We start from the raw sequence: 23,264 nt of genomic DNA on the forward strand, positions 1-23,264 counted from the left end.
GTTTTTGAAGTCACGGACCGAGGAAACCGCATGCACGGGTTCAGCGACGAGGAGCGGACACGGATCGAGGACCGCCTCGTCGAGACCGGTCGGGAACTGCTCCGGGTGTATGGCCCCCACAAGACCAACGTGAAAGACGTCACGGAGCCGGTCGGGATCGCGAAGAGTTCGTTTTACCTCTTTTTCGACTCGAAAGCCGAACTGTACGTAGAGGTCGTCCAGCGGGAAAGCGACGAGTTCCTCGAAGAGGTCGAACGCGAACTGGAAGGGCTCACTGATCCACGGGGTGGGCTCGAACAGTTATTTCGGCTGTACGCTGAATTCGCCGAAACGAATCCGTTGATCCAGTACCGCGAGGAACTTCTCAACAGCATCTCCCCCGAGCTCCTCGAGGAACTGGGAACCGAACAACTGGCCGACTACGTGCCGATCGTCGAATCACTCCAGGAGCGAAGCGACGGGCGGTTTTCGGAGTACGAGCCGGAGACCGTTCTCGGTGTGATGGGGACGATCGGCTATCTCGCGGTACACAGAGATGAATTAGATGCCTACCGGGAGGGGTACTACGAAGAAGTCAGGGAACTCGCGATCGTCGCGCTTGCTCGGGGGTTGACGGCGCCCGAAGCGTGATCGGGTCCCGCGTTCGACCGCTCCGGTGGCTCTCCTGTCGTTCTGTGAGTGTCGATCGACTGTCCTCTCCCGCTTCGGATCGCGTCGAGAGCAGTCAGGTCACCACTTCCCGACCTTCCCGCAGTTCGGACATTTGATTTTGATCTTGTCGCCCCTGATGAGCCGATTCTTCTTTTTTACGTTCCCGATGTTTTTCAGACACTGCGAGTGATACGCTGCGCCGCAGTTCGGACATCGCCCTCCGAGATCCTTCGTCACTTCCGATCCACAGACCGTGCACGGAAACGAGTCGCTGCTAAACAGTCCCATGATCCGAGTATGACGTTTCACCTAATGTATTTAAATCCGGTTGTTAAGCTGACGTGTGTGATTATGATCATTTCTGTTATACAGGTATCGATAAAAGGCCGGAGTATTTCGATACGTGCCGAAAATATCGACAAAAGCACTTATTTACTACCGTAGAGTCGCTTCCGGCCCGAGACCCGCGCAAACGCAAGCGAGTGTCCAGTTACCCGCCAGAAAAGTCCGGACGGAGTCCCACGCGAACGCAAGTGAGCGTGGGGCACGTCCGGACGTGAACGTAACGAACGAAGTGAGTGAAGAGAACGTCCGGACGGAGATTTGAACTCCGGTCCCTGGCTCCGCAAGCCAAGAGGATAGTCCACTACCCTACCCGGACTCACTCCTACCTATCCGGGGTCGACTTAAGACGGTTACGGTCCGGGACGTGACCTGGATGTGGTCGGGTCGTAGTTTGGACGTCGGCGTCGACATCCACCGGACCGACGGGGAAACTGCGACTGTCGGACGCGAGGGTTCAAAAGTGATCCCGAACCAACCCGTCTCGATGCGACGATCGATCACGATACAACCGCGAGACTCCGGCGCCTCGACCGGCCAACGGCAACGCTTAAGCGGCGTCTCTTCCTGCCTGTGTGTACGACTATGGGTGTGATCGAGGACGTCTACGAGGAGCTGGAAACGGACGTCCCGCTCGAGGAGTTCCGGGCCGCCGTCGAGGAGAAAGTCGAGCAGATGGGCGGGCTCGCCGACGAGGAGACGGCGGCGATGCTGATCGCGCACGACCTCCGCGACGAGGAGGTGAGTGGCATCGCCGACATCGAGCCGGGGATGGACGAGGTGAAGTTCCTCGGCAAGGTCGTCTCGATCGGCGACGTCCGGACGTTCGAGCGTGACGGCGAGGACGAACCGGACGGGCGGGTCTGCAACGTCGAGGTCGCCGACGAGACGGGGCGAATCCGGATCTCGCTGTGGGACGAAGCCGCCGGTGCGGCCGAAGACCAGCTCGAGGTCGGCCAGGTGCTCCGGATCGCCGGCCGGCCGACCGACGGCTACGACGGGGTCGAGGTGAGCGTCGACAAGGTCGAACCCGACGAGGAGGCCGAGGTCGATGTCGAAGTCCTCGACACCTACCGGGTCGAGGACCTCGCGCTGGGGCGGTCGGACGTCGACCTCGTCGGCAAGGTGCTGGATACGGATTCTGTCCGGACGTTCGATCGGGACGACGGCTCGGAAGGAAAGGTCGCAAACCTCACGCTGGGGGACGAGACCGGCCGCGTGCGGGTGACGCTGTGGGACGAACAGGCCGACCTGGTCGAGGAGTTCGACCCGGGGGAAACCGTCGAGGTGGTCGACGGCTACGTTCGGGAGCGCGACGGCGACCTCGAACTCCACGTCGGCTCCCGGGGCGACGTCGAACGCGTCGACGAGGACGTCGAGTACGTCCCGGAGACGACCGACATCGCCGACCTCGAAATCGACCAGACCGCCGACATCGCCGGGGGCGTCGTCGAGACGGATCCCAAACGGACGTTCGACCGGGACGACGGCTCGCAGGGCCAGGTTCGCAACGTCCGAATCAAAGACGAGACTGGCGAGATCCGGGTCGCGCTGTGGGGCGAGAAGGCCGACGCCGACGTCGATCTCGCGGATCACCTCCTGGTGACCGACGCCGAGATCCAGGACGGCTGGCAGGACGATCTCGAGGCGTCCGCCAACTGGCGCTCGACCGTGACCGTCCTGAACGAAGAGCCGGCCGCCGGGGACGCGACCTCCGCTGGTTCTCCCACCAGCGAGGCGCAGGCGGTCGCCGGCGACGCCGGCGGAACTGGGGACGCGGCGGGGGGCCTCTCGGCGTTCGCCGACGAGGGATCCACGAAGGCGGGATCCACGAACGCAGGAACCACGGACGGGACGACCCAGACCGCACCCGACGCCGGGGCTGACGCCGGCGAGACAGTCGAGTTTACGGGAACCGTCGTTCAGGCGGGGAACCCGGTCGTCCTCGACGACGGGCGAACGACCCGAAACGTCGAGACGGACGCGACGCTCCGTCTCGGCGAGGAAGTGACGGTTCGCGGCGAGGAGCGGAACGGGAAGATCGACGCCGACGAAGTGTTCTGAGCCGAAGCGCCGGCACCCGTCGTCGATCCGGTTCGACCCACGAAGGGGCCCGACGGCGCAAACTTCGCCAACGGAAAGGATTATACCCGGGACGAACGGGTTTTGGTGTATGAGTGTCGAGTTGCCGTTCGCTCCCGTGGATACGGTCATCCGGCGCAACGCCGGTGACCTCCGCGTGAGCGCCGGCGCGGCCGAGGAGCTGGCCCGCCGGATACAGGACCACGGGGCCGCTCTCGCCGTCGACGCCGCAGAGGAGGCGACCGCAGACGGTCGCAAGACGTTGATGGCGTCGGACTTCGGCGTCGAGCAGGTGATCGACCGCGAGGACCTCACCCTTCCGATCGCTCCCGTGGACCGGATCGCTCGACTCCGGATCGACGACTCCTATCGGGTGTCGATGGACGCGCGGATCGCGCTCGCGGACGTTCTCGAGGACTACGCCGACAACGTCGCCGCCGCAGCCGCCACGCTCGCTCGCCACGCCGACAGACGGACGGTCCAGGCGGAAGACATCCGGACGTACTTCTCGCTATTCGAGTGATGCAATTCGGCTACAGCGAGACGTGTCTCGACCACGACACTGGCCCGCGTCATCCGGAGAACCCCGACCGGCTTCGCGCGATCCGGCGTCGGCTCGCGAAACGACACGGCGTCGTCTATCGGGAGGCCTCCCCGGCCGACAGGGAGTCTGTGGCTGCGGTTCACACCCCGGCATACGTCGACGAAGTCCAGGAGTTCGCCGATCGCGGCGGCGGCAACTGGGACGCCGACACCGTCGCCAGCGAGGCCACCTGGGAGGCCGCGCTCGCGTCGGCTGGACTCGCCCAGTGGGCTGTCAGGGAGGCGATGGACGGCGCCAACGGACGGGAGACCCCGTTCTCGCTCGGCCGGCCGCCGGGCCATCACGCGATCGAGGACGACGCGATGGGGTTCTGTTTCTTCAACAACGCCGCCATTGCCGCACAGACGGCGCTGGATTCGACGTCCGTCGAGCGTGTTGCGATCTTCGACTGGGACGTCCACCACGGCAACGGCACACAGGACCTCTTTTACGATCGTGGGGACGTCTTCTATGCTTCGATCCACGAGGACGGACTCTACCCCGGCACCGGGGAGATCGACGAAACCGGCACCGGTTCGGGCGCGGGATCAACGCTGAACGTCCCGTTCCCGGCCGGCGCCGACGACGCCGACTACGAGTATGCGATCACCGAGGCGGTCGTACCGGCTTTCGAGTCGTTCGATCCGGACCTCCTGATCGTCTCGGCGGGCTTCGACGCCCACAGACACGACCCGATCTCCCGGATGCGCGTCTCGACGGAGGGGTACGCGCTGTTCACACAGCTCCTCCGTCGGTTCGGGGATCGGACTTCCACACCGCTCGCGTTCGTTCTCGAGGGCGGCTACGGTCTGGAGACGCTGTCGGACGGCGTCGCCGCCGTCCACGAGACGTTCGACGGGCGGGACCCGACCGTCGGCGAGGGGGAGCCGTCCCCCGACGCGAAGACGATCGTCGATGGTCTCCTAGAGCGGATCGAGTGACCGGATCGAGGCCCGTCTCACCGACAGAACTCGTCGACGTCGCGTGCGGGATAGCCGACGACGACGTCGGCGCCGGCCGCCCGGAGCGCGTCGACGCGTTCCCGGACCGTCTCGGGCTCGCCGACGAGTGCGTAGTCCCGTACGGCGGCCGACAGCACCTCGCGTGCCCGGCCCGTCGCCGACGAGTCGCTCGAAGCACCGTCCGGGAGCGCCCGGGAGACGGGTTTTCGGCGGGCGGCGTACGCGCCGACGGCGTCGAGGACCTCGTCCTCGTTGTCGGTGAGCACAGTCGGCGCGTACACCGCGATCTCGCCGTCGAACCCCGCCGCACGGAGCGCCCGGAGGTCGCGTTCGGTCGACCGCGAGAGCAGTTCGTACTGGGTCCCGCCGGCCGCGAGTGCGAGCCGCTCGACGCCTTCGGTGCCGATCCACGCGTCTTGTGCGTCTTCCCTCGCCGCGGCGAACCGCGGTGCGACGGTGCGTCGTTTCTCTTCCTCGGAGAGGTACGCGGGATGTCCGGCCACGATCACGCGCCCGACGCCGGACGGGAGCGCAGCGACCCGACTGTCGTCGCCCAGGGGATCGTAGCCGTCGGCCCGTACCGGCGTCGTTTCTCGCACCTGTTTTTCGTTCGCGAGCGCCGAAAGCGTCGACGGATCGGGCGCCTCTTCGAGGCCCTCGTAGTCGATCATCACCCGCTCCAGCGGGACCGCCAGCGCTCGGCGGACGTCACACTCGGTGGGCTTGAGCGCCACGGCGTCGAGACCGGCGCGGATCACGGCCGGCGTCGACGACTGCTCCGGGGTGGACCTCACACCGGAACCGGCCGACGCCGCACCACCGTCGGGGACGGCCGTGTCCGCGGCCGTGTCCGCGGCCGTCTCGGATCCGTCATCTTTCGTCACTACACTCCTGTCGTCTGTCGCCTCCTCGCGGCGGCGCTGGTCGTCACTCATATAACTCGTCCTCCTGTAGTCGTCCTCTCCGACGCCGGCCGTCGCTTGCGGCCCGACGAACGCACGCTACACTGATCGAGAAAAGGTCGGTTCTACCGTCGCGGAACGCGATCAATCGCCTGTGAGGCCATGTGAACCCTCATTTGGAACAGAACCGGATAAACGTGTCGGGCGGGTCAGTATTGGCCACATCGGGGGCCGTGGCTGTCGATTGCTGGTATAACCCCCATAGACCGGGGTTTTCTATATCCGGGGCGTCGAAGCCGAGGGTGTGCGACTCGTTCAGGTCACGATCCCGTCGGGCAAACAGCAGGCGGTACTCGAGACGCTCGAGGAGGAGGGAATCGACTACGTGTTGACCGACGAGACGAGCGGCCGGGAGGCCACTTCGGTCGTAACGTTCCCGATCCCGAAGTCGGCAGTCGAACACGTCCTCGAACAGCTTCGCGAGGTCGGAATCGACGACTCGACGTACACGGTTATCGTCAGCGCCGAGACGGTCATCTCCCGACACTACGACGAGCTGTCCGAGAAGTACGCCGAGGAGAACGACCACAGCGACGAGCTGATCGCCCGCGAGGAGCTCACGACCAAGGCCGAAGAGCTGGCGCGCTCGACCCCGACGTACGTGATCATGACGGTCGTCTCGGCCGTGATCGCGACCGCCGGGCTGCTGCTCGATTCTCCGGCGACCGTCGTGGGGTCGATGGTGATTGCCCCCCTGATCGGCCCGGCGATGTCCGCGAGTGTCGGCACGGTCGTCGACGACAACGAACTGTTCCGCCAGGGCGTTCGCATGCAAGCGCTGGGGATCGGGCTCTCGATCGGTGCGAGCGCGCTGTTCGCCAGTTTTCTGCGGGCGGCCAACCTGGTTCCGCCGGGGCTGGATCTCCTCGAACTCTCCGAGGTCGCAGAGCGGGTCGCCCCGAACGTGCTCGCGCTGGCGGTCGCGCTGGGAGCCGGCGTCGCGGGGATCCTGTCGCTCACGACCGGCGTCTCCTCGGCGCTCGTGGGCGTGATGATCGCGGTCGCGCTCATCCCGCCTGCCGCAACCGCCGGGCTGGGGATCGCCTACATGGACCCGACGCTCGCGTTCGGATCCACGATCCTCGTGTTCGTGAACGTGCTGTCGATCAACTTCGCCGCCCTGCTGGTGCTGTGGTACGAGGGATACCGCCCCGAAAGCTGGTTCCGGGCCGATCGTGCCCGGTCGGCGATGCTCAAGCGGGCGGCCGTCCTCGCGGCGGCGATCGCGCTCCTGTCGATGTTCCTCGGCGGCGTCACCTACGACGGCTACGCCGCAGCCACGACCGAACAGGAGATCCGCGACGGGGTAGCCGACGAACTCGCCGCGGTCGACGAATCGCTGTCGCTCGTGGGGGTCGATGTCCGACGGACCGGGACGATCCCGCCGCTGGACACCGAACGCGTCGTCGTCACTGTCGGCTATCCACCAGGTGAACCCCCCGGGCCGCTGGCCGAACGGCTCGACACCCGCATCGAGGCGGTGACCGGAACGGACGTCACCGTCGAAGTGCGTTACGTCCAGCGAGAAACGACCTGACGTTCTGGTGCGGTCTTCGGGCGCCGGATGGGAACCGTCACTCCTGCCGGGACGGCGGGAGCTCTCCCTCGAACTCGACAGCGTCTGCGGCCATCTCGAGCACCCGTTCGACGTTCTCGCCGGTCTCGACGCTCATGTAGGCGTCCGCATCGACGTCGGTCGACCGGTCGCTTTTGTTACAGACGGTGATGAGCTCGATCCCGCGACGGGAGAACCGCTCTTCGAGTTCGTCTCGGAGCGCGAGCTGCGATTCGAGCGGATAGCCACACGACCCGCTCGCGTCGACGAGGAACACCACGACGTCGGCGAGATGTTCCAGCGCGCTGACTGCCTGCTGTTCGATCTCGTTTCGCTCCTCCTCGGGGCGGTCGAGCAACCCGGGGGTGTCGATGATCTGGTACCTGATGTGGCCCCGTGTGAAGTGGCCGAGCTGGACGCCCTTCGTGGTGAAGGGGTACCGCGCGATCTCGTTGGAGGCGCGCGTGACGTCGTTGACGAAGGAGGACTTGCCGACGTTCGGATAGCCGGCGACGACGATCGCGGGCTCGTCGGCCCGAACGTCCGGGAGGTTCTTCAACGCGTCGCGGGCCTCCCCGACCAGTTCGAGGTCGTCTTCGATCTGCCGGACCACGTCAGCCATCCGGGCGAACGCCTGCTTGCGCTGTTTCCGTGCGGTGTCGACGTCGGTCTTCCGGAGCTTCGACTGGTACTCGTTGCGGATCGAGCCCACCTGTCGGCTCGCCCAGGTGATCCGCGACAGCGACTGGCGGAGTTCGTCGACGCCGACGATCGCGTCGGCGAGTTCCCTGTAGAACGGATCGACCTCGTACTCGAAGTCGGGCCAGGCGGTGACGACGTTCTCGAGGTTGTCCGAGAGAATGTTGCCCGCCGTCGTGAGCATCGACTGCTGGGCCTCCAGGCCGCTCTTCGCGCGGCCGGACCGCGCCGCCCGGGAGAACGCTTTGTCGATGAGTTCCTCCGCTCGCGGCGTCGTCGGGAGGTCCTCGAATATCATTTCCCGTCTCTTCGCGGTCCGGCCGTATAAGACCGTCCGTTCGGCCCTCGGACGATGCCGCCCCGAGCACGGAAGTTTTTGTCCGAGGGGGCTGTCAGTCCCTCTATGACGGAACTGCAGACCGCGTTGCGGGAGACGTTCGAGACGAACGGCTACGACGTCGCCGAAGTGAGCGTCAATCGGGATCGCGTGCGGATCGTCGTGCTCGAGGGCGACGCGAGCGCCGACGACCTCGAGGCGCTCACCCACGAGGTGCTCGACCCCGAGGAGACGCTCGGGCTGAACGTGACCACAGAGACGATCGACGGGCAGGACGTCGTCGGGACGGTCGTTTCGTTCCGACGCCGTGCGTGATTGGCCCTCCCCGTCGAATTATCGTTCCCGAGAACGTCTGACAAACCTTTAAACTGTAAGCGTCAGTATCTCGACGAGAGGATGGGTGTGATCACGTAATGCCGGCACCGGGACCGGGTCCGGACGCGCGACCGGACCCCGAGACGGAAGGATCGACTGACCGACCTGATCGAACCGACGGCGGAGCTCCGACCCACCCGTCGTTCGATCAGGTCCAGGGTCTGGTCGTCGATCCGGACGACGTCCCCGTTCGAACGACTGCGGACGGGGCCGCCGGCGACAGCGCTACGGATCGGTATCGCACGGACGACGACGGGATCCGGACCGAATCCGGATCCGAAGAGACGTCACTCTCCCCGAGGGAGTACGCGGTTCGCGTCCACGAACTCGTGTATCGGGACCCCACCGCGGCGGGCGACAGGGTCGGCGACCTGCTCGTTCTGGCGTCGGAGGGCGACCCGGACGTCCGGGAGATGGCCGGCGAGACGCTGGCGTGGCTCGGCGAGCGTCGCCCCCGCGAGTTCGAGGTGTGGGCCGACGACCTCGCAGCCTTTGCGGACAGGCGGGAGCCGGAACTCTCGTATCTCGGGATCCGGGCACTCGCGCAGCTCGGCTCCTGCCACGAGGACGCGGCGGCAAAGGGTCTCGAACCGGCGATCCGCCGGCTGGGTTCCGACCACGAGGACCTGCGGGCGGCGTCGCTCGCGCTCGTCGCGGAGGTCGGTCACGTGAAGGCGGACGCGATCGGCGACGCCGACCGCCCCATCGCGGCGGCGATGGAGGCGGCGTCCGAACGGATCCGAACGGGCGCCGCGATCGCGGCCGGCAACCTGCTCGCGGCGACACCCCAGCGGTTCCCCCGGACGTCGATGGCGCTCGTGGATACCCTCTCGGACCCGGACGACGGCGTCAGGACGTACGCACACGTGGCGCTGGTCGCCTTCGCCAGGGAGCATCCGTCGGTGGTTCCCGACAAGGAGACTGCGCTGTCGGCGCTGGAGGCGACTGACGACGCGGAGCTCGGGCTCAAAGACGGGGCCGTCGCCGAGGCGGAGAACGCGCTGCTTCGCGAACTGGCCGGGTTCCGCTGATCTGTCGGTCTCCGGTCTGACCCCTGGACTCCGTCCGACGGTGACACACCCAGTTTTCAGTCGATCTCGACGAGATGTGCCCCGTCGGGGTCGAACCCGAAGGTCACCTCCCCCGAAAGCGGTTCCGCCGTCCTGAGCAGCAGCTCCCGCCCGCGCCACTCCAGGTGGATTCTGGTGGTTTCGCCCAGGAACTCCGTCCCGGTGACACGCGCGTCGAAGCGGTTTTCGGCCGCGTTCGGCTCCATCGCCTCCGGACGAACGCAGAACACGGCCCGTGACCCCGTCGCCGGCGGATCGATCGCCGGATCTCCGTCGGTCGCGATGGAAAACCGAGTGCCGTCGACGTCGACGTCCAGTTGCGCGCCGGTCGATCCCGCGCCGTCACCGGGATCGGCGACCGCCTCGCCGACGACCTCGCCGACGAAGACGTTGTTGTCGCCGACGAACTCCGCGACGAACCGGGTGTCGGGCCGGCGGTACACCGCCCGCGGCTCCCCGACCTGTTCGAGCCGGCCGTCCTGCATCACCGCCATTCGATCGGAGATCGACAGCGCCTCCTCCTGGTCGTGGGTAACGTAGACGGTGGTGATCCCCAGTTCGGTCTGGATCCGCTTTACCTGCAGTCGGAGCCGTTCGCGCAACCGGGCGTCGAGGGCGCTCATCGGCTCGTCGAGCAACAGCAGCTCCGGCCCCGGCGCCAGCGCCCGGGCGATCGCGACGCGCTGTTGTTGCCCGCCGGAAAGCGACTCCGGCTTTCGGTTCTGCAGTCCCGGGAGATCGACGAGTTCGAGCAGTTCAGCGACGCGTTCTCCCCTGGACTTTCCGTCGGGCGGATCCGCAAACCGAAGCCCGTAGCCGACGTTCTCCCCGACGGTCATGTGGGGAAACAACGCGTAGTTTTGAAACACGACGCCGATGTTCCGGGATTCGGGGGGGACGCCGGTCACGTCTGCCCCGCCGATCCGGATCGTCCCTGCGGTGGGCGACTCGAAGCCGGCGATCAAACGCAGCGTCGTGGTCTTCCCGCAGCCGGACGGTCCCACGAGGGTGAAAAACTCCCCCTCCCGGACCGAAAGCGAGACGTCACGGAGCGCGACGGTCTCGCCGTAGGTCCGGGTGACGCCGTCGAGTTCGACCGCCGTTGGGGCGTTCCCTTCCGGGTTCTTTCCGCTCCCGCGGGGCGTCCGTTCGCGAGTCATCAGTGTCGTACGTACCCCCCGAGCCGTTCGACGACGATGAAACTGGCGCTCGTCACCGCGAGCAGGACGACCCCCATCGCGGTCGCGGGACCGAGCCGCCGGCCGAGATACCGCTCGACGGCGACCGGCATCGTGTAGCTGTCGGTGCCGGTCGCGAGGACGATCGTGGAGTTGAACTCTCCGATGCTGATCGCGACCGCGAAGGCGGCGCCCGCGACGACGCCGGGCCACACGAGCGGCAGTTCGACGTCCACGAGTGCCCGGGCCCGGGAGGCCCCCAGCGCCCGCGCCGATTCGGTCAACGCCGGATCCAGCCCCTCGAGGCCGGGGGCGACGTTGCGCGTGACGAACGGATAGGCGCTCACCGCGTGGGCGGCGACGATGGCGACCGCGCCGGCGACGGTGATCCGCCAGCCGCCGATCTCGACGCCGAACACGAGTCCCCGGAGCAGCCCGAGTCCGACGATGATCCCCGACACCGCAAACGGGGCCATTGCCAGCGCGTCGACGACTTTCCGACCCCGATACCGGCGCGTGGTGGCGACCGCGACGACGAGCCCCATCGGCACCGCCACGCCCAGCGTCGCGACCGCGAACACGAGCGAGTTCCTGACCGCCGGCCACGGCTGCACCTGAAATGCCGCCCCCGTGGCCTGCCGCTCCAGGAGGAACCGGTAGTGGTCCAGCGTGAACCCTGCGGGGCCGGTGAGGCTCGCCCAGATCATGCTGGCGAGCGGCAACACGAACACCGCGACCGCGAGGAGGGCGTAGCCGGCGACAGCGAACCGCTCGAGGAGGGCAGTCGGCGTCCACGTCCGGGGAAACAGCTGCTTTCGCCGCCCCGGTGCCGACGCACCGCGGCGAACGGCGTTTGCCGCCTCGTACCGGAGATACGCGTAGGTGAGCGACAGCGAGATGACGAGTTCCAGGATCGCCAGGCCGGCTGCCTCCGCATAGTTGAGATCCCTGATCAGTCGGTAGATGAACACCTCGACGGTCGCCAGCTGGAACCCCCCCAGCGCGAGCACGATCGGGAACGACGCGAACGTGAACACGAACGTGAGCGTCGCGCCCATCAACACGGCGGGGTACAGCTGCGGGGCGACCACGTCGAGGAACGCCCGGTGTGGGGACGCCCCCAGCGACCGGGCGGTCTCGATGGCCCGGGCGTCGACGGCCTCCCAGGCGGCGGTGACGACCCGCGCCACCAGTGGTGCATTGTAAAAGGCGTGGGCGATCACGATCGCCTCCAGCGTGAACATCAGCTCGACGGGGCCGACACCGACGGTCCCCAGGATCGCGTTGAGCGTGCCGTTTCGCCCGAACGTCGCCACGAAGCCGACAGCGACCATGATCGACGGCAGCACGAACGGGAGGATCGTAAGCGACCGCAGGGTTTCCCGACCGCGGAACTCGAAGCGGGCGAGGATCCACGCCGCCGGCACGCCGAGCGCGACGCTTGCGACCGTCGACAGCGCCGCCTGGTACGCCGTGAAGCCGAGTATTCCGAGCTGGCGGTCCGGGCTCGCGATCCGCCGCAGCACTTCCCCTGGCGGCTCCCCCGACAGGAGCCGGCCAAGCTCCCCCATATAAAAGGGATCCGTCAGGATCGAGACGAATACAGAGCCGGTGAGCAGTCCTTCCGGGAAGAAGGCCTCGCGAAACACGGTGGCGACCGGATAATAAAAGACGGCGACGAGAACCAGCCCCGTCGCCGCGGCTCCGAGCCCGATCGCGTAGCGTTCGATCCCCGCGAACGCCCGCTGGGTCACCGTGTCGCTTCCTGCGTCGTCCGTCGGCGGCGCCGACGACTCCTCGGTCACGTCAGTACGACTCCCGTCGACCGACAAATCAGTTGCCCGCGAACTGACGCTCCCACCCGGAGATCCACCCCTCGAGCCCCTCGGCGAGTTCGTCGTAGCCGAACGTCACCGCCGTCGGGGGTTCGTGAGCGTACTGGGAGTACTCTTCGGGAAGCTCGGCGTCGTCGGTCGCCGGGAACTGGACGTTCCGCTGGGCGATCTCCCCCTGGACGTCGGCCCGAAGCATGAACGCGAGGAACTCCTGGGCGAGGTCGGGGGCGTTGGCGTCGGTAAAGCGGGCCATCCCCTCGGGGTTGGCGTACCCCTCGCCGTCGAGGAACCTGATCTGGTGTTCATCGAGGTCGGCCCCCTCCTGGCTGGCGAACACCTGGTCGGTGGAGTAGGAAACTACCATCGGCGCTTCCCCGCCCATCCACGCCGAGTACGCGTCGTTCCACGAACCGAGCACCCGGACGTCGTTCTCCTGGAGGTCCGCCCAGAAGTCGAGGTAGTCGTCGCCGTAGCGGTGGATCGTATGCAACAGGAACGCCCGTCCGGTCGTCGACTGGCCCGGGTTCTGGGCGATCAACTCGCCGCGGTGGTCCTCTTCGAGCAGGCCCTCGAACGTCTCCGGAGCCTCTGTCTCCGTGGAGTCGTACACCAGGCTGATGTAGCCGGTGTCGTACGGGACCGCCCGCCCCTCGGGGTCGAACTCCAGCCCGTCGCGGACCCGATCGCGCCGGGTGAGTTCGCCCGGATCGTCGAACAGCGGCTCCGAGACCGCGTCGTCGATCCGGACCAGATCGTCGGCGTTCAGCCCGACGTAAACGTCCGCGTCCGTCTCTACGCCGGCCTCGGCCCGTTCGATGTAGTAGTTCACGTCGTTCGGCGGCGTCTGCCAGACCAGCGTCGCGTCGAACTCCGACTCGAACGTCTCCTTGATCCACGCTCCGGGGCTCGTGCTCGGCGCGTCGACGAACGAGTCGTAGGTGCCGACCACGAGCGTGTCAGGCCCGTCCGACCCGGCGGTCGCACCCGGTTCCGTCTCGGTGCCGTCACCGGGATCGGTCGGCGTCTCGTCGCCGTTCGTCTGTTCGGCCGAACAGCCGGCCAGAAGCGCCGACGCGCCGGCCGCGCCGGCCGTCGCGAGAAACCGCCGGCGGGTCGATGGGTCGGTGATGTGTCCTGCGCCGTTTCTGGTCATCACTGAGTGGTTTCACCCGGTTGTACTTAAGCTCGGCGGGAGTGAAGCGTCCGGATGCGGCCGCACGGAGAGGGGATCTGTCTGGCCGGTCGGATCCGTCCTCAGTTCCCGAGACGGTTCCTGGCGAACGACGCCAGTAGGGGAACGTCCCGGAGGTGCAGCAGCTTCGCGATCGCGCGTTTGTCCCCTTTGTTGGCTCGCGCGAGCGTGTCGGGTTCCAGCTCGCCGAGATCTCGAAGGAGAGTGTCGTACCGTTCGTTGGGGGCGAAGTACATCAGTTCGGTCATCAACAGGCGGGCGTCCATCCGGGGGGCGACCTCGCGGTGCCAGAGTTCCTCGTACAGGGCGATGTTCTCCGCGGAGGTGTCCCGTTCCTCTGGGGTGAGACAGTGATCGACTGTCATCGCGGCCGCCCGCGCCGAACGCATCCCCTTGTGGATCCCCTCGCCCCACAGCGGGTCGATCGACGGGACCGTGTCGCCGATCGCCATGAAGTTATCCGTGCTCAGTTTTCCAGGCGGCTGGATGTGTGCCGAGCCCCGGTGCTGTTTCCCCTCGATGGGTTCGGCGTCCGCAAAGCGGGGGTCGGTGTCGATCCAGTGCTGGAGGTAGCCGTCGACGGTGCGGCGTTCGTCGGCGTACCGCTGGTAGCTCTCGTTTTGGATGTAACAGACGCCGACCTTGGCGGTGTCCTCGCCGGTGTGGAAGATCCACGAGTAGCCGCCTGGAGCGTACTCGTGATCGAGGCGGAGCATCATCGCGTCTTCGAGGTCGGCGTAGCCGTCGCGATCGAGTTCGATCCCCTCGAGTTCGTACTCGATGCCGATCGCCTGGTGGTCCCGCTGCAGGTCGCTGACCCCGAGCGCCTTCGCCAGCGGGGCGGACGGGCCGGTTGCATCGATCACGATGTCCCCGTACACCGTCTCGGTGCCGTTGTACTCGACGCCGACGATCTCGCCGTCCTCCACGACCGGGTTGGACACTCGGGCGTCGAACCGGTACTCGGCGCCGGCGTCCCGGCCGTCCTCGACGAGGAACCGCTTGAAGTCGGCGAACTCCAGCACCGCACCCGTTTGCTCTTGAACGAAGTGTTCGTTCGGGGATTCGATGACGACGGTGTCCGTGAACTGCATCACCACGTCATCGGGGATCCCGAACGCGGTCAACATCGAGGGGAACGTTCCCCCAGTTGACTTGTTGCTCTGTCGCGGGAACCCATCCTCCGGTTCGGCTTCCAGAACGACGACGTCGAAACCCCGGTTCGCGAGGTCGCGCGCACACTGTGTGCCGGCGGGACCAGCCCCGGCGATTACGACGTCGTACCCGTCGTGCATGAGGCGTGAGTACGTGAGGATCGTAAAATAACCCGGGGAAAACAGACGGGGAACCGTTCCGATCGTGTCACCCGACAGTCAGCTTCTCGCGTCCGGGTTCGATCAGCCGGTCGAGATACTCCGCGAGAGCGCCCTTCGCGTCGGCGGGGTGGAGCTCGCCGGACTCGAGGTGCGTCGCGAGCGCCTCGTACGCCTCGTAGGTGAGGTCGCCGCCGTACTTTTCGGGCCGCTCGACGACGACCGTCTCGAACCGGGGGAACACGTGGTACTGGAACAGTTCGAGGACAGGGTTTTCACGCTCGTTGCCGTCCTCGTCGGGATCGGGGTCGCGGGTGGGCGGGCAGAAGGCGTCGTTTACCTTCTGTTCGATCTCCTCGCGGGTGTCCTCCATCGAGATCGTCACGCCGGTCGAGGAGGACATCTTCCCGACGCCAGTACCGAGGTCGGCGATGATCGGCGTGTGCAGACAGGGTCGCGCCTCGTAACCCAGGTCCTCGATCTCCTCGCGGTGGAGCATGTGGACCTTCCGCTGGTCCATACCGCCGACCGCCAGATCGAGATCCAGGTACTCGATGTCCAGCGCCTGCATCAGCGGGTACACCACGTGGCTCACTTTTGCAGTCTCGCCGCTTTGCAGCTCGGCCATCGCCCGCTGGGCGCGGTTGAGCGTCGTCGACAGCTCGAGTTCGTGGAGGTCCAGCACGTACTCTTCGTCGAGCTGGAACTCGGATCCGTAGACGAACTCCGTCTCGTCGGGGTCGAGGCCGTACGCGAGAAACTGCTGGCGCATCCGCTGTGCGGTCTCGCGGATCTCCTCGAAGGTACCCTTCCCGTTGAGATAGGCGTGAACGTCCGCGAGCAGCACCACGACTTCCATCCCGACCTCCTGGAGGTCGATCAGCTTGTTGGCCGTCAGCATATGTCCCAGATGGAGGACGCCGGACGGCTCGTACCCGACGTACGCCCGCGCTCCGTCCGGATCCGCGGCCAGCGCTTCGACCTCGTCTTCGGTGATCACCTCGTCGGCGTTCCGGGTGAGCAGCTCGTAGGCGTCCATACTCCCGAATCCGCGGGCGGCGGGATATGACTTCTGGATGCCGGCGGCACCCGACCGTCCTTATTAGGAAGATACTTCCCGCTCGCTCCCGGATTCCGTGACATGGCTCAATTCGTCGTGAGCGGTCGGTTCCAGACGAGAGAAGACAAACAGCCGTTCGAACGAACGATCGACGCCGAAAACGAGTCGGTCGCCCGCGAACACGTGTTCTCGCAGTTCGGCAGCGAGCACGGGCTCAAGCGCACGCAGGTCGAAATCGAGGAGGTGGCTGCACAATGATGGGTGGCGGACAACAGCAGCTCCAGCAGCTCTCCCAGGAGCTCCAGATGATCGAAGAGGAGATCGAGGAGCTCGAAGGGGAGATCGAGGAGATCAACGGGGAGAAAGCCGACATCGACGACGCGATGGAGGCGATCGAGCTGCTCGAGACCGACGCGACGGTGCAGGTCCCCCTCGGCGGCGGCGCGTACGTCCGGGCGGAGATCCAGGACATCGACGAGATCATCGTCAAGATCGGCGCGGACTACGCGCTCGAACAGGACCAGGAGGACGCCGCGGACGCCCTGGAGCTGAAAAAGGAGTCGCTCGACGACCAGATCGAGGAGGTCCGCGAGCAGATCAGCGAACTCGAAAGCGAGAGCGAACGACTCGAAACGCAGGCCCAGCAGATGCAACAGCAGATGCAGCAACAGCAGATGCAGCAGATGCAGCAGATGCAGGAAGACGAGGACGAGTAGAGCCGTGTTCGACGGACTCAAAGAGAAGCTGAACGGGTTCCGCGAGGACGTCGAAGACTCGGCCGAAGTCGAAGAGGAAGCCGAACCGGAAGTCGAAGAGGAAGCCGAACCGGAAGTCGAAGAGGAAGCCGAACCGGAAGCTGCGGTCGACGCTGCAGCATCCGAAGACGAAACGTCGGTGGAATCTGCCGAGGGATCGGCCGACGAACCTGCCGAGGAGGACGGCCCCGGCACGTTCGCCCGAGCGAAGGCGTTCGCGACCGGCCGGATCATCATCGAGGAGGAGGACCTCGAGGAGCCGCTGTGGGAGCTGGAAATGGCGCTTCTGGAAAGCGACGTCGAGATGAGCGTCGCGGAACGGATCCTCGAGAACGTCCGCGAGAACATGCTCGGGGAGACCCGAAAGCAGGTCGAAACCACCGGAGAGCTCGTCGAATCGGCGCTGCAGGACGCCCTGCTCGACGTGATCTCCGTCGGCCAGTTCGACTTCGAGTCCCGAATCGAGGGGACCGAGTCGCCGGTGGTAATCGTCTTTACCGGCGTCAACGGCGTCGGCAAGACCACCAGCATCGCCAAACTGTCGGAGTGGCTCGCGGATCGGGGCTACTCGTCGGTGCTTGCAAACGGCGACACCTACCGGGCGGGCGCCAACGAGCAGATCTCCGAACACGCCGACCGACTCGGCCGGAAGCTGATCAGCCACGAACAGGGGGGCGACCCCGCCGCGGTCATCTACGACGGCGTGGAGTACGCGAAGGCCCACGACGTCGACGTCGTGTTGGGCGATACGGCGGGGCGGCTCCACACCAGCGACGACCTGATGGCCCAGCTGGAGAAGATCGATCGGGTCGTCGATCCGGACCTGACGCTGTTCGTCGACGAGGCGGTCGCCGGACAGGACGCGGTCCAGCGTGCGAAACAGTTCAACGAGGCCGCCGAGATCGACGGGGCGATCCTCACGAAAGCCGACGCCGACTCCTCGGGCGGGGCGGCGATCTCGATCGCGTACGTCACCGGCAAGCCGATCCTCTTTCTGGGCACCGGCCAGGGGTACGACGACCTCGAGCGATTCGATCCCGGGGAGCTCGTCGACCGGCTGCTCGGCGACTGATACTGATTATTGTAGCGATTTACCGGTCGATCGGCCATCCGGTGGGTCGATCGGCCACCCGGTGGGTCGATCGTCCGGTTACGGCCGAGAATAATCATTATGACACGGGACACCCGACGGTTCGATCGAAAACAGACCAGGGGCCTACCACGGGAAGCCTCGGGGCTTGACCCCGAGGCGTTTCACCGGGAGCCGAAGGCGCTCTTCCTTTTAAACCGGTTCAGTCCGCGGCACCGGGCGCGACCTGTCCACCGAGCATCTCCTGGAGGTCCGCCTGCGGCTCGCCGATCGGCTGGAGGCCGTACTCGGCGTTCAGCGCCTCCACCAGCTCCGGCGTGAGGAACTCCGGGATCGACGGGCCCAGCCGGATATCCTCGACGCCCAGCGACAGCAGCCCCAAAAGCACCGCGACCGCCTTCTGCTCGAACCACGACAGCACGATGCTCACCGGGAGGTCGTTGACGCCGCAGTCGAGTTCCTCCGCGAGGGCAGTGGCGATCCGCACCGTCGAATAGGAGTTGTTACACTGCCCCTGATCGAGGAACCGCGGGATCTCCGTCCCCGGGACCGTCCCGAACTCGAGGTCGTTGAACCGGAACTTCCCGCAGGAGGTCGTCATCACGATGCAGTCTTCGGGGATCGACTTCACGAGCTCGCGGTAGTAGTCACGACCGGGGGTGGGGGCGTCACACCCCGCGACGACGAAGACGTGCCGCAGTTTGCCCGCCTCGATCGCGTCGATGATCTCGTCGGCCAGCTCCAGGACCGGCTGGTGGTGGAAGCCCGTCGTCACTGTGCCGGTCGGCTCCCAGTCGACCGCCGGCAGCGACTTCGCTTTCTCGATCACGGGGGAGAAGTCGCCGTCCTCGATCGAGACGGCCTCCTCGAGCCCGGCGACGCCGGTGGTGAAAAAGCGGTCCTCGTACGCCTCGCGGGTGGGCTGGACACAGTTGCTCGTTCCGACGATCGCGCCCGGGAAGTCGACGAACAGGGTGCGCTGGTCGTGCCAGGCGCCGCCGACGTTCCCCTTCAGGTGGTCGTACTTCGCAAGCTCCGGGTACGCGTGAGCGGGCAGCATCTCCGAGTGGGTGTACACGGACACACCCTCGCCGTCCGACTGTTCGAGCAACTGCTTGAGGTCGTGGAGATCGTGACCCGTGACCAAAATCGCGTTGCCCTCGACGCCGTTCTGAGGAACTTCAGTGGGTTCGGGGACGCCGAGTTCGTTCGTGTGCGCTTCGTCGAGCAGTTCCATCGCGGAGACGGCCGCCTCGCCGACCTCCAGCGCCTGTTCGAGCGTCTCCTCGGGGTCGAAGTTCACGTTCGTCAGCGTCGAGTACAGCGCCTCGTGGACTGCGGCGTCGACCTCCGGATCACGGTAGCCCAGCCGGCGGGCGTGGGTGGCGTACGCCGAGACACCCTTGAGACCGTAGACAGTCAGATCCTGGATCCCCTGGATGTCGGGCTCTTTGCCACACACGCCGCGTGTCGTACAGCCGCCGTCGGGCGTCTGCTCGCACTGGTTACAGAACATCGTATTCGAAGGGAGGGGAGTCGACACCAAAACGTCGGCCGAGATTCCTACCGTCGGATACCGATTCCCGAACGCGTTCGGCTCGAGTATAAAAGTCCCGTGGGGCGGCGTGACACGATCGGCCGACGAAGTGGCAGCGTCGGGCGCGCATCGCTCCGACGAGAAGGGATCACCGGACGTCCGACTGTAACCCGATTGGGCCGGTCAGTTCTTCGACGAATGTCTCGATCACGGCCCCCTCTGCCCGCTGGAGTGTCTCGCTGCAGGTCGACTTCGCCAGGCCAACCTCCTCGGCGAGTTCCGTCAACGAACACTGTCGCGGCGTCTCGTAGTAGCCCTGTTCGACGGCGGTCAACAGCAGATCACGCTGCGTCTCCGTCAGCAACTCCTCCGGACGGGGATCATCGCGGATGTACTCGACCCGGTACTCGACCCCCGCCCGTTCGAACTCCTCGAACAACGCCGCCAGCCTGTCGGCGGCGCCACTCACCTCGAGGGTGACCTGCCCCTCGCTGATGCGCACCGGGAAGTCGATCAGCACGCCCGACGTCTGGGCCGACAAGACGAGCATCGGCGTCCTGGTTTCGATCTGGACTGTCACCTGTCCCGTTGATTCGTGGACCAGTTCCGCTTCGAGAATTCCAGGATGGGATTCGATCGCCGGGACGATTTCGTCCGGGTCGTCTGCGTAGACGGTGATCAGGGCGATCCCGGAGTCCTCCGCCGGGACGGCCGACAGCACGCAGACCGTCGCGTCCGGATGTTCCGCCGTCACTTCCGAGACCCACACTCCCTCGGGCATCTCCAGTACGATCCGCGCCCTGCTCATCGCTCTGGCGCCTCTTCGGGCTCTTCGCCTCGGGCGGCGGTTCCCCCGGAGTCGTCGTCGCCGTCGACGATCCGTGCTTGCCACTCCTGGACTTTCGCCATCAGTTCGACCGGCGGTGTTTCGTTGACGTCCGTCTCCGAGAGTTCATCCAGCACCTCGTCGGCCCCCGGCGGGAGGGCCGGACCGGCTTCCCGATCCGTCCCCTCGGCCCGTCCGTCAGGCTTCGGATCGTCGCCGGCTGGACCGTCGTCGCCGTCCGCCGACCGGAACGACCCCGACGAGAGGTCGAACACCGCCTGGACCGGTTCGCCGGCCCCCTTGCCGAACTCGTCGCCGGCCTCCACATCCCCGCCACCGGAGCCGCGCGCCTCGATGGCCTTCTCCTCGCGGAGCCGCCCGAGCACCTCGCCGGCCCGGGAGACGACCGGCTCCGGAACTCCAGCGAGGTCGGCCACGTGGATGCCGTAGGAGCGATCCGTGGGCCCCTCCCGGATCGTCCGGAGGAACGTCACGTCGCCGTCGCGTTCCTCGGCGGCGACGTGGATGTTCTCGACTCGGGGGAGATGCTCGGCGAGCGTCGTCAGTTCGTGGTAGTGGGTCGCAAACAGCGTCTTCGCGCCCACCTCGTTGTGGAGGTACTCGGTGGCCGCCCAGGCGATCGAAATCCCGTCGTAGGTGGCGGTCCCGCGGCCGACTTCGTCGAGTATCACGAGGGAGTCTTCGGTCGCCGAGTGGAGAATGTTCGACAGTTCCTGCATCTCCACCATGAACGTCGATCTACCCTCCGCGAGTTCGTCGAGCGCCCCGACGCGGGTGTAGATGCCGTCGACGACACCGACGGTCGCCTCGCGGGCGGGGACGAAGCTGCCCGCCTGCGCGAGCAACGCGATCAGCGCGGCCTGGCGCATATACGTCGACTTCCCGCTCATGTTCGGGCCGGTGACCAGCAGGAACCGCCGGCGGTCGTCCATCGCGAGGTCGTTCGGGACGAACTCGGTTGACTGCTCGACGACGGGGTGTCGGCCCGCCTCGATCGACAGCTCGTCGCCGTCGGTGACGGTCGGGCGCGTCCAGCCGTTGACGGCGGCGTGTTCCGCGAGCGCGGCGAGGACGTCAACCCTCGCAAGCGCCCGGCCGACGTCCTGCAGCAGCTCCGCCCGGTCGGCGACGCGTTCCCGGAGCTCGCAGAACAGCTCGTGTTCCAGTTCGCCGCGGGCCTCCTCCAGGCGGAGCACCTCCCGCTCCCGCTCTTCCAGCTCGTCGGTGGTGAACCGCTTGGAGTTCTTCAGCGTCTTCACCTCGCGGTAGTGCGCCGGCACCTGATCGGCGACGGACTTGCCGACCTGGATGTAGTAGCCGTCCGTCTTGTTCCGATCGACGGTGACGTGCGAGAGTCCGTGGCGTTCCCGCTCCCGGTCGGCCAGCCCGTCGAGCCACTCGCGGACCTCCTCGTGACGGTCGATGATTTCGTCGAGTTCCTCGTCGTACCCACGCTGGAACAGCCCGCCCTGCCTGACCGAGTCTGGAGGGTCTTCCGCGAGCGCCGAGGCGAGCTCTTCCCGCGTTCCGCGGACGGTTTCGAGATCGAGCCCGTGAAGCGTCTCGGCGATCGGCGACCCCTCGAGTTCGGTGCCGTCGATCGCCTCGAGCAGCCGGTCGGGAACCGCGAGCGTGTCCCGAACCGAAAGCAGATCGCGGGCGTCGGCGCTCCCGTTTGCCGTCCGGGAGCCGAGCCGCTCCAGGTCGCCAGCCTCGCCGAGGACGTCCCGGACCCGATCCCGCGCGAGCGCTGCCGAGGCGAACGCCTCCAGGGCGTCGAGTCGGCGGTCGATCTCCGCCCGATCACGTCGGGGGCGGGTGAGCCACTCCCGGAGCAGCCGGCGACCGGGGGTCGTCACCGTGTGATCCAGCGTCGCGAACAGCGATCCCTCCCGGCCCCCCTGCATCGTCTCGGTGAGTTCCAGGTTGCGCTGGGTGGTCGCGTCCAGTGCGACGTGGTCGCCGGACTCGTAGGCCTGGAGCCGGGTCATCGCGGCGGTCACACCGGCGCCGGTCGCCTCCGTGTAGCCGACGACGGCGCCGGCCGCCCGGATTGCGACCTCGGAGTCGAGCCCCACCGTCTCCGGCGTCGACGCCCCGAACTGCTCGCGGACGGCGTGTCGGGCCCGTCCCGTCGCGAACAGCTCGGCGTCCGGCAGCGACAGCGTCGCGTCGGTCTCCTCCCGGATCGCCGACAGCATCGGCTCGTCGGTCCGCACCGACGGCCCGGGAATCACCTCCGCCGGGGCGAACCGGTGCAGCTCCGCGCGGGCGGCGTCCCGATCCTCGACGGCGGTCGCGGTGAACCGACCAGTCGTCACGTCCGCGAACGCGAGCCCGTACGCCGTGTCCGTCCCGTCGTCGTGGTCGCCGGAGGCTGTGCCATCGCGGTCGGCGACGACCGCGGCGAGATACTGCGCGTCCGCGTCGTGGGTGCCGAGAAACGTCCCGGGGGTGACGACTTTCGTGATCTCCCGGGCGTGGCCGCCGCCGTCGGTGTCGTACTGGTCGGCGACGGCGACGCGGTACCCCTTCTCGACCAGCGCCTTCAGGTACGGCGAAAGCTCCGACAGTGGAACGCCCGCCATCGGGTACGACGACCCGTGGGAGGACTTCTGGGAGACCTTCAAGTCGAGCTCCCGACCGACGAGTTCGGCGTCCTCGGCGAAGAACTCGTAGAAGTCGCCACACTGCATCGCCAGCAGGTCCGCGTCGGTCTCCTCTTTCAGCGAGAGGAACTCGCCGACGATCCCGTCAGTCATACCCGTTTGTCGGGCGGGCGGGCGGTAAAACGCTGTGGGTCTGCCGTGGCGCTTCCCCTCGACCTGCCTCGCCGTCG

20 protein-coding genes and 1 tRNA gene are annotated in these 23,264 nt (G+C 66.7%); 10 read left to right on the forward strand and 11 right to left on the reverse strand.

All coding sequences use genetic code 11. The features are described from left to right. The first annotated feature begins 30 nt into the window (after positions 1 to 30). Positions 31 to 630: a TetR/AcrR family transcriptional regulator gene (locus AArcCO_RS01495; RefSeq protein WP_259534604.1), complete on the forward strand. Its 600-nt coding sequence runs from the start codon at positions 31 to 33 to the stop codon at positions 628 to 630. Between the two features lie 609 nt (positions 631 to 1,239). On the opposite strand, the gene AArcCO_RS01500 is transcribed toward AArcCO_RS01495, so the two are convergent. Next, positions 1,240 to 1,312: transfer RNA gene (locus AArcCO_RS01500), tRNA-Arg, on the reverse strand. 266 nt (positions 1,313 to 1,578) lie between these two features. Here AArcCO_RS01500 and AArcCO_RS01505 point away from each other — a divergent pair. The 3 genes from AArcCO_RS01505 to AArcCO_RS01515 all read left to right on the forward strand — a co-directional run bounded on the left by AArcCO_RS01505 (position 1,579) and on the right by AArcCO_RS01515 (position 4,599). Then, on the forward strand, positions 1,579 to 3,057 hold the full coding sequence (locus tag AArcCO_RS01505; protein WP_259534605.1) for a single-stranded DNA binding protein: 1,479 nt from the start codon (positions 1,579 to 1,581) through the stop codon (positions 3,055 to 3,057). A gap of 109 nt (positions 3,058 to 3,166) precedes the next feature. Then, positions 3,167 to 3,598: a histone gene (locus AArcCO_RS01510; RefSeq protein ID WP_259534606.1), complete on the forward strand. Its 432-nt coding sequence runs from the start codon at positions 3,167 to 3,169 to the stop codon at positions 3,596 to 3,598. Beyond that, the gene (locus AArcCO_RS01515) at positions 3,598 to 4,599 is read left to right on the forward strand and encodes a histone deacetylase family protein (RefSeq protein ID WP_259534607.1); all 1,002 of its coding nucleotides are present in this window, start codon (positions 3,598 to 3,600) and stop codon (positions 4,597 to 4,599) included. The genes AArcCO_RS01510 and AArcCO_RS01515 overlap by 1 nt, the downstream gene beginning before the upstream one ends. 17 nt (positions 4,600 to 4,616) lie before the next feature. On the opposite strand, the gene AArcCO_RS01520 is transcribed toward AArcCO_RS01515, so the two are convergent. Further along, positions 4,617 to 5,555 carry a DUF7388 family protein gene (locus tag AArcCO_RS01520; RefSeq protein WP_259534609.1) on the reverse strand — a complete coding sequence of 313 codons (939 nt, stop codon included), beginning with the start codon at positions 5,553 to 5,555 and terminating at the stop codon, positions 4,617 to 4,619. 271 nt (positions 5,556 to 5,826) lie between these two features. Between AArcCO_RS01520 and AArcCO_RS01525 the strand changes: the two genes are divergently transcribed. After that, positions 5,827 to 7,119, forward strand: a complete 1,293-nt coding sequence (locus tag AArcCO_RS01525; protein WP_259534610.1) for a TIGR00341 family protein — start codon at positions 5,827 to 5,829, stop codon at positions 7,117 to 7,119. A gap of 37 nt (positions 7,120 to 7,156) precedes the next feature. On the opposite strand, the gene AArcCO_RS01530 is transcribed toward AArcCO_RS01525, so the two are convergent. Beyond that, the gene (locus AArcCO_RS01530; protein WP_259534611.1) at positions 7,157 to 8,134 is read right to left on the reverse strand and encodes an NOG1 family protein; all 978 of its coding nucleotides are present in this window, start codon (positions 8,132 to 8,134) and stop codon (positions 7,157 to 7,159) included. Positions 8,135 to 8,239: 105 nt separating this feature from the next. On the opposite strand from AArcCO_RS01530, the gene AArcCO_RS01535 reads away from it, so the two are divergent. Both AArcCO_RS01535 and AArcCO_RS01540 read left to right on the forward strand, forming a co-directional pair. After that, on the forward strand, positions 8,240 to 8,488 hold the full coding sequence (locus tag AArcCO_RS01535; RefSeq protein WP_259534612.1) for a hypothetical protein: 249 nt from the start codon (positions 8,240 to 8,242) through the stop codon (positions 8,486 to 8,488). A 98-nt stretch (positions 8,489 to 8,586) separates the two neighbouring features. Beyond that, the gene (locus tag AArcCO_RS01540; RefSeq protein WP_259534613.1) at positions 8,587 to 9,579 is read left to right on the forward strand and encodes a HEAT repeat domain-containing protein; all 993 of its coding nucleotides are present in this window, start codon (positions 8,587 to 8,589) and stop codon (positions 9,577 to 9,579) included. Positions 9,580 to 9,635: 56 nt separating this feature from the next. Here AArcCO_RS01540 and AArcCO_RS01545 read toward each other — a convergent pair whose 3' ends face one another. From AArcCO_RS01545 to AArcCO_RS01565, 5 genes are all read right to left on the reverse strand, one after another. Continuing rightward, a complete protein-coding gene (locus tag AArcCO_RS01545; RefSeq protein WP_259534614.1) occupies positions 9,636 to 10,778 on the reverse strand; it encodes an ABC transporter ATP-binding protein in 1,143 nt (380 codons plus the stop codon). Further along, positions 10,778 to 12,550 carry an ABC transporter permease gene (locus tag AArcCO_RS01550; RefSeq protein WP_345780894.1) on the reverse strand — a complete coding sequence of 591 codons (1,773 nt, stop codon included), beginning with the start codon at positions 12,548 to 12,550 and terminating at the stop codon, positions 10,778 to 10,780. Before AArcCO_RS01550 ends, AArcCO_RS01545 begins: the two co-directional genes overlap by 1 nt. Positions 12,551 to 12,629: 79 nt before the next feature. Beyond that, on the reverse strand, positions 12,630 to 13,784 hold the full coding sequence (locus AArcCO_RS01555) for a thiamine ABC transporter substrate-binding protein (protein ID WP_259534615.1): 1,155 nt from the start codon (positions 13,782 to 13,784) through the stop codon (positions 12,630 to 12,632). 101 nt (positions 13,785 to 13,885) lie between these two features. Continuing rightward, positions 13,886 to 15,118 carry a digeranylgeranylglycerophospholipid reductase gene (locus AArcCO_RS01560; RefSeq protein WP_259534616.1) on the reverse strand — a complete coding sequence of 411 codons (1,233 nt, stop codon included), beginning with the start codon at positions 15,116 to 15,118 and terminating at the stop codon, positions 13,886 to 13,888. Between the two features lie 67 nt (positions 15,119 to 15,185). Beyond that, complete coding sequence (locus tag AArcCO_RS01565; RefSeq protein ID WP_259534617.1) at positions 15,186 to 16,175, reverse strand: tyrosine--tRNA ligase; 990 nt, start codon at positions 16,173 to 16,175, stop codon at positions 15,186 to 15,188. A 102-nt stretch (positions 16,176 to 16,277) separates the two neighbouring features. Between AArcCO_RS01565 and rpl18a the strand changes: the two genes are divergently transcribed. Genes rpl18a through ftsY form a run of 3 tightly spaced genes read left to right on the forward strand, consistent with a single transcriptional unit; the run spans position 16,278 to position 18,023 of the window. Continuing rightward, positions 16,278 to 16,454: a 50S ribosomal protein L18Ae gene (gene rpl18a, locus AArcCO_RS01570; protein ID WP_259534619.1), complete on the forward strand. Its 177-nt coding sequence runs from the start codon at positions 16,278 to 16,280 to the stop codon at positions 16,452 to 16,454. Further along, positions 16,454 to 16,912, forward strand: a complete 459-nt coding sequence (pfdA, locus tag AArcCO_RS01575) for a prefoldin subunit alpha (protein ID WP_259534620.1) — start codon at positions 16,454 to 16,456, stop codon at positions 16,910 to 16,912. Before rpl18a ends, pfdA begins: the two co-directional genes overlap by 1 nt. A gap of 4 nt (positions 16,913 to 16,916) precedes the next feature. Continuing rightward, positions 16,917 to 18,023 (forward strand): signal recognition particle-docking protein FtsY, encoded by a 1,107-nt coding sequence (ftsY, locus tag AArcCO_RS01580; RefSeq protein ID WP_259534621.1) that lies wholly within the window; start codon positions 16,917 to 16,919, stop codon positions 18,021 to 18,023. Positions 18,024 to 18,243: 220 nt separating this feature from the next. Here ftsY and hcp read toward each other — a convergent pair whose 3' ends face one another. From hcp to mutS, 3 genes are all read right to left on the reverse strand, one after another. After that, positions 18,244 to 19,557 (reverse strand): hydroxylamine reductase, encoded by a 1,314-nt coding sequence (hcp, locus tag AArcCO_RS01585; protein ID WP_259534623.1) that lies wholly within the window; start codon positions 19,555 to 19,557, stop codon positions 18,244 to 18,246. A 169-nt stretch (positions 19,558 to 19,726) separates the two neighbouring features. Next, positions 19,727 to 20,386 (reverse strand): helix-turn-helix domain-containing protein, encoded by a 660-nt coding sequence (locus AArcCO_RS01590; RefSeq protein ID WP_259534624.1) that lies wholly within the window; start codon positions 20,384 to 20,386, stop codon positions 19,727 to 19,729. Then, positions 20,383 to 23,187 carry a DNA mismatch repair protein MutS gene (gene mutS / locus AArcCO_RS01595; protein ID WP_259534626.1) on the reverse strand — a complete coding sequence of 935 codons (2,805 nt, stop codon included), beginning with the start codon at positions 23,185 to 23,187 and terminating at the stop codon, positions 20,383 to 20,385. The genes AArcCO_RS01590 and mutS overlap by 4 nt, the downstream gene beginning before the upstream one ends. Between the last annotated feature and the right edge of the window lie 77 nt (positions 23,188 to 23,264).

The organism is Halalkaliarchaeum sp. AArc-CO (genome assembly GCF_024972735.1).
In the GTDB taxonomy this organism is placed as follows: Archaea; Halobacteriota; Halobacteria; order Halobacteriales; family Haloferacaceae; genus Halalkaliarchaeum.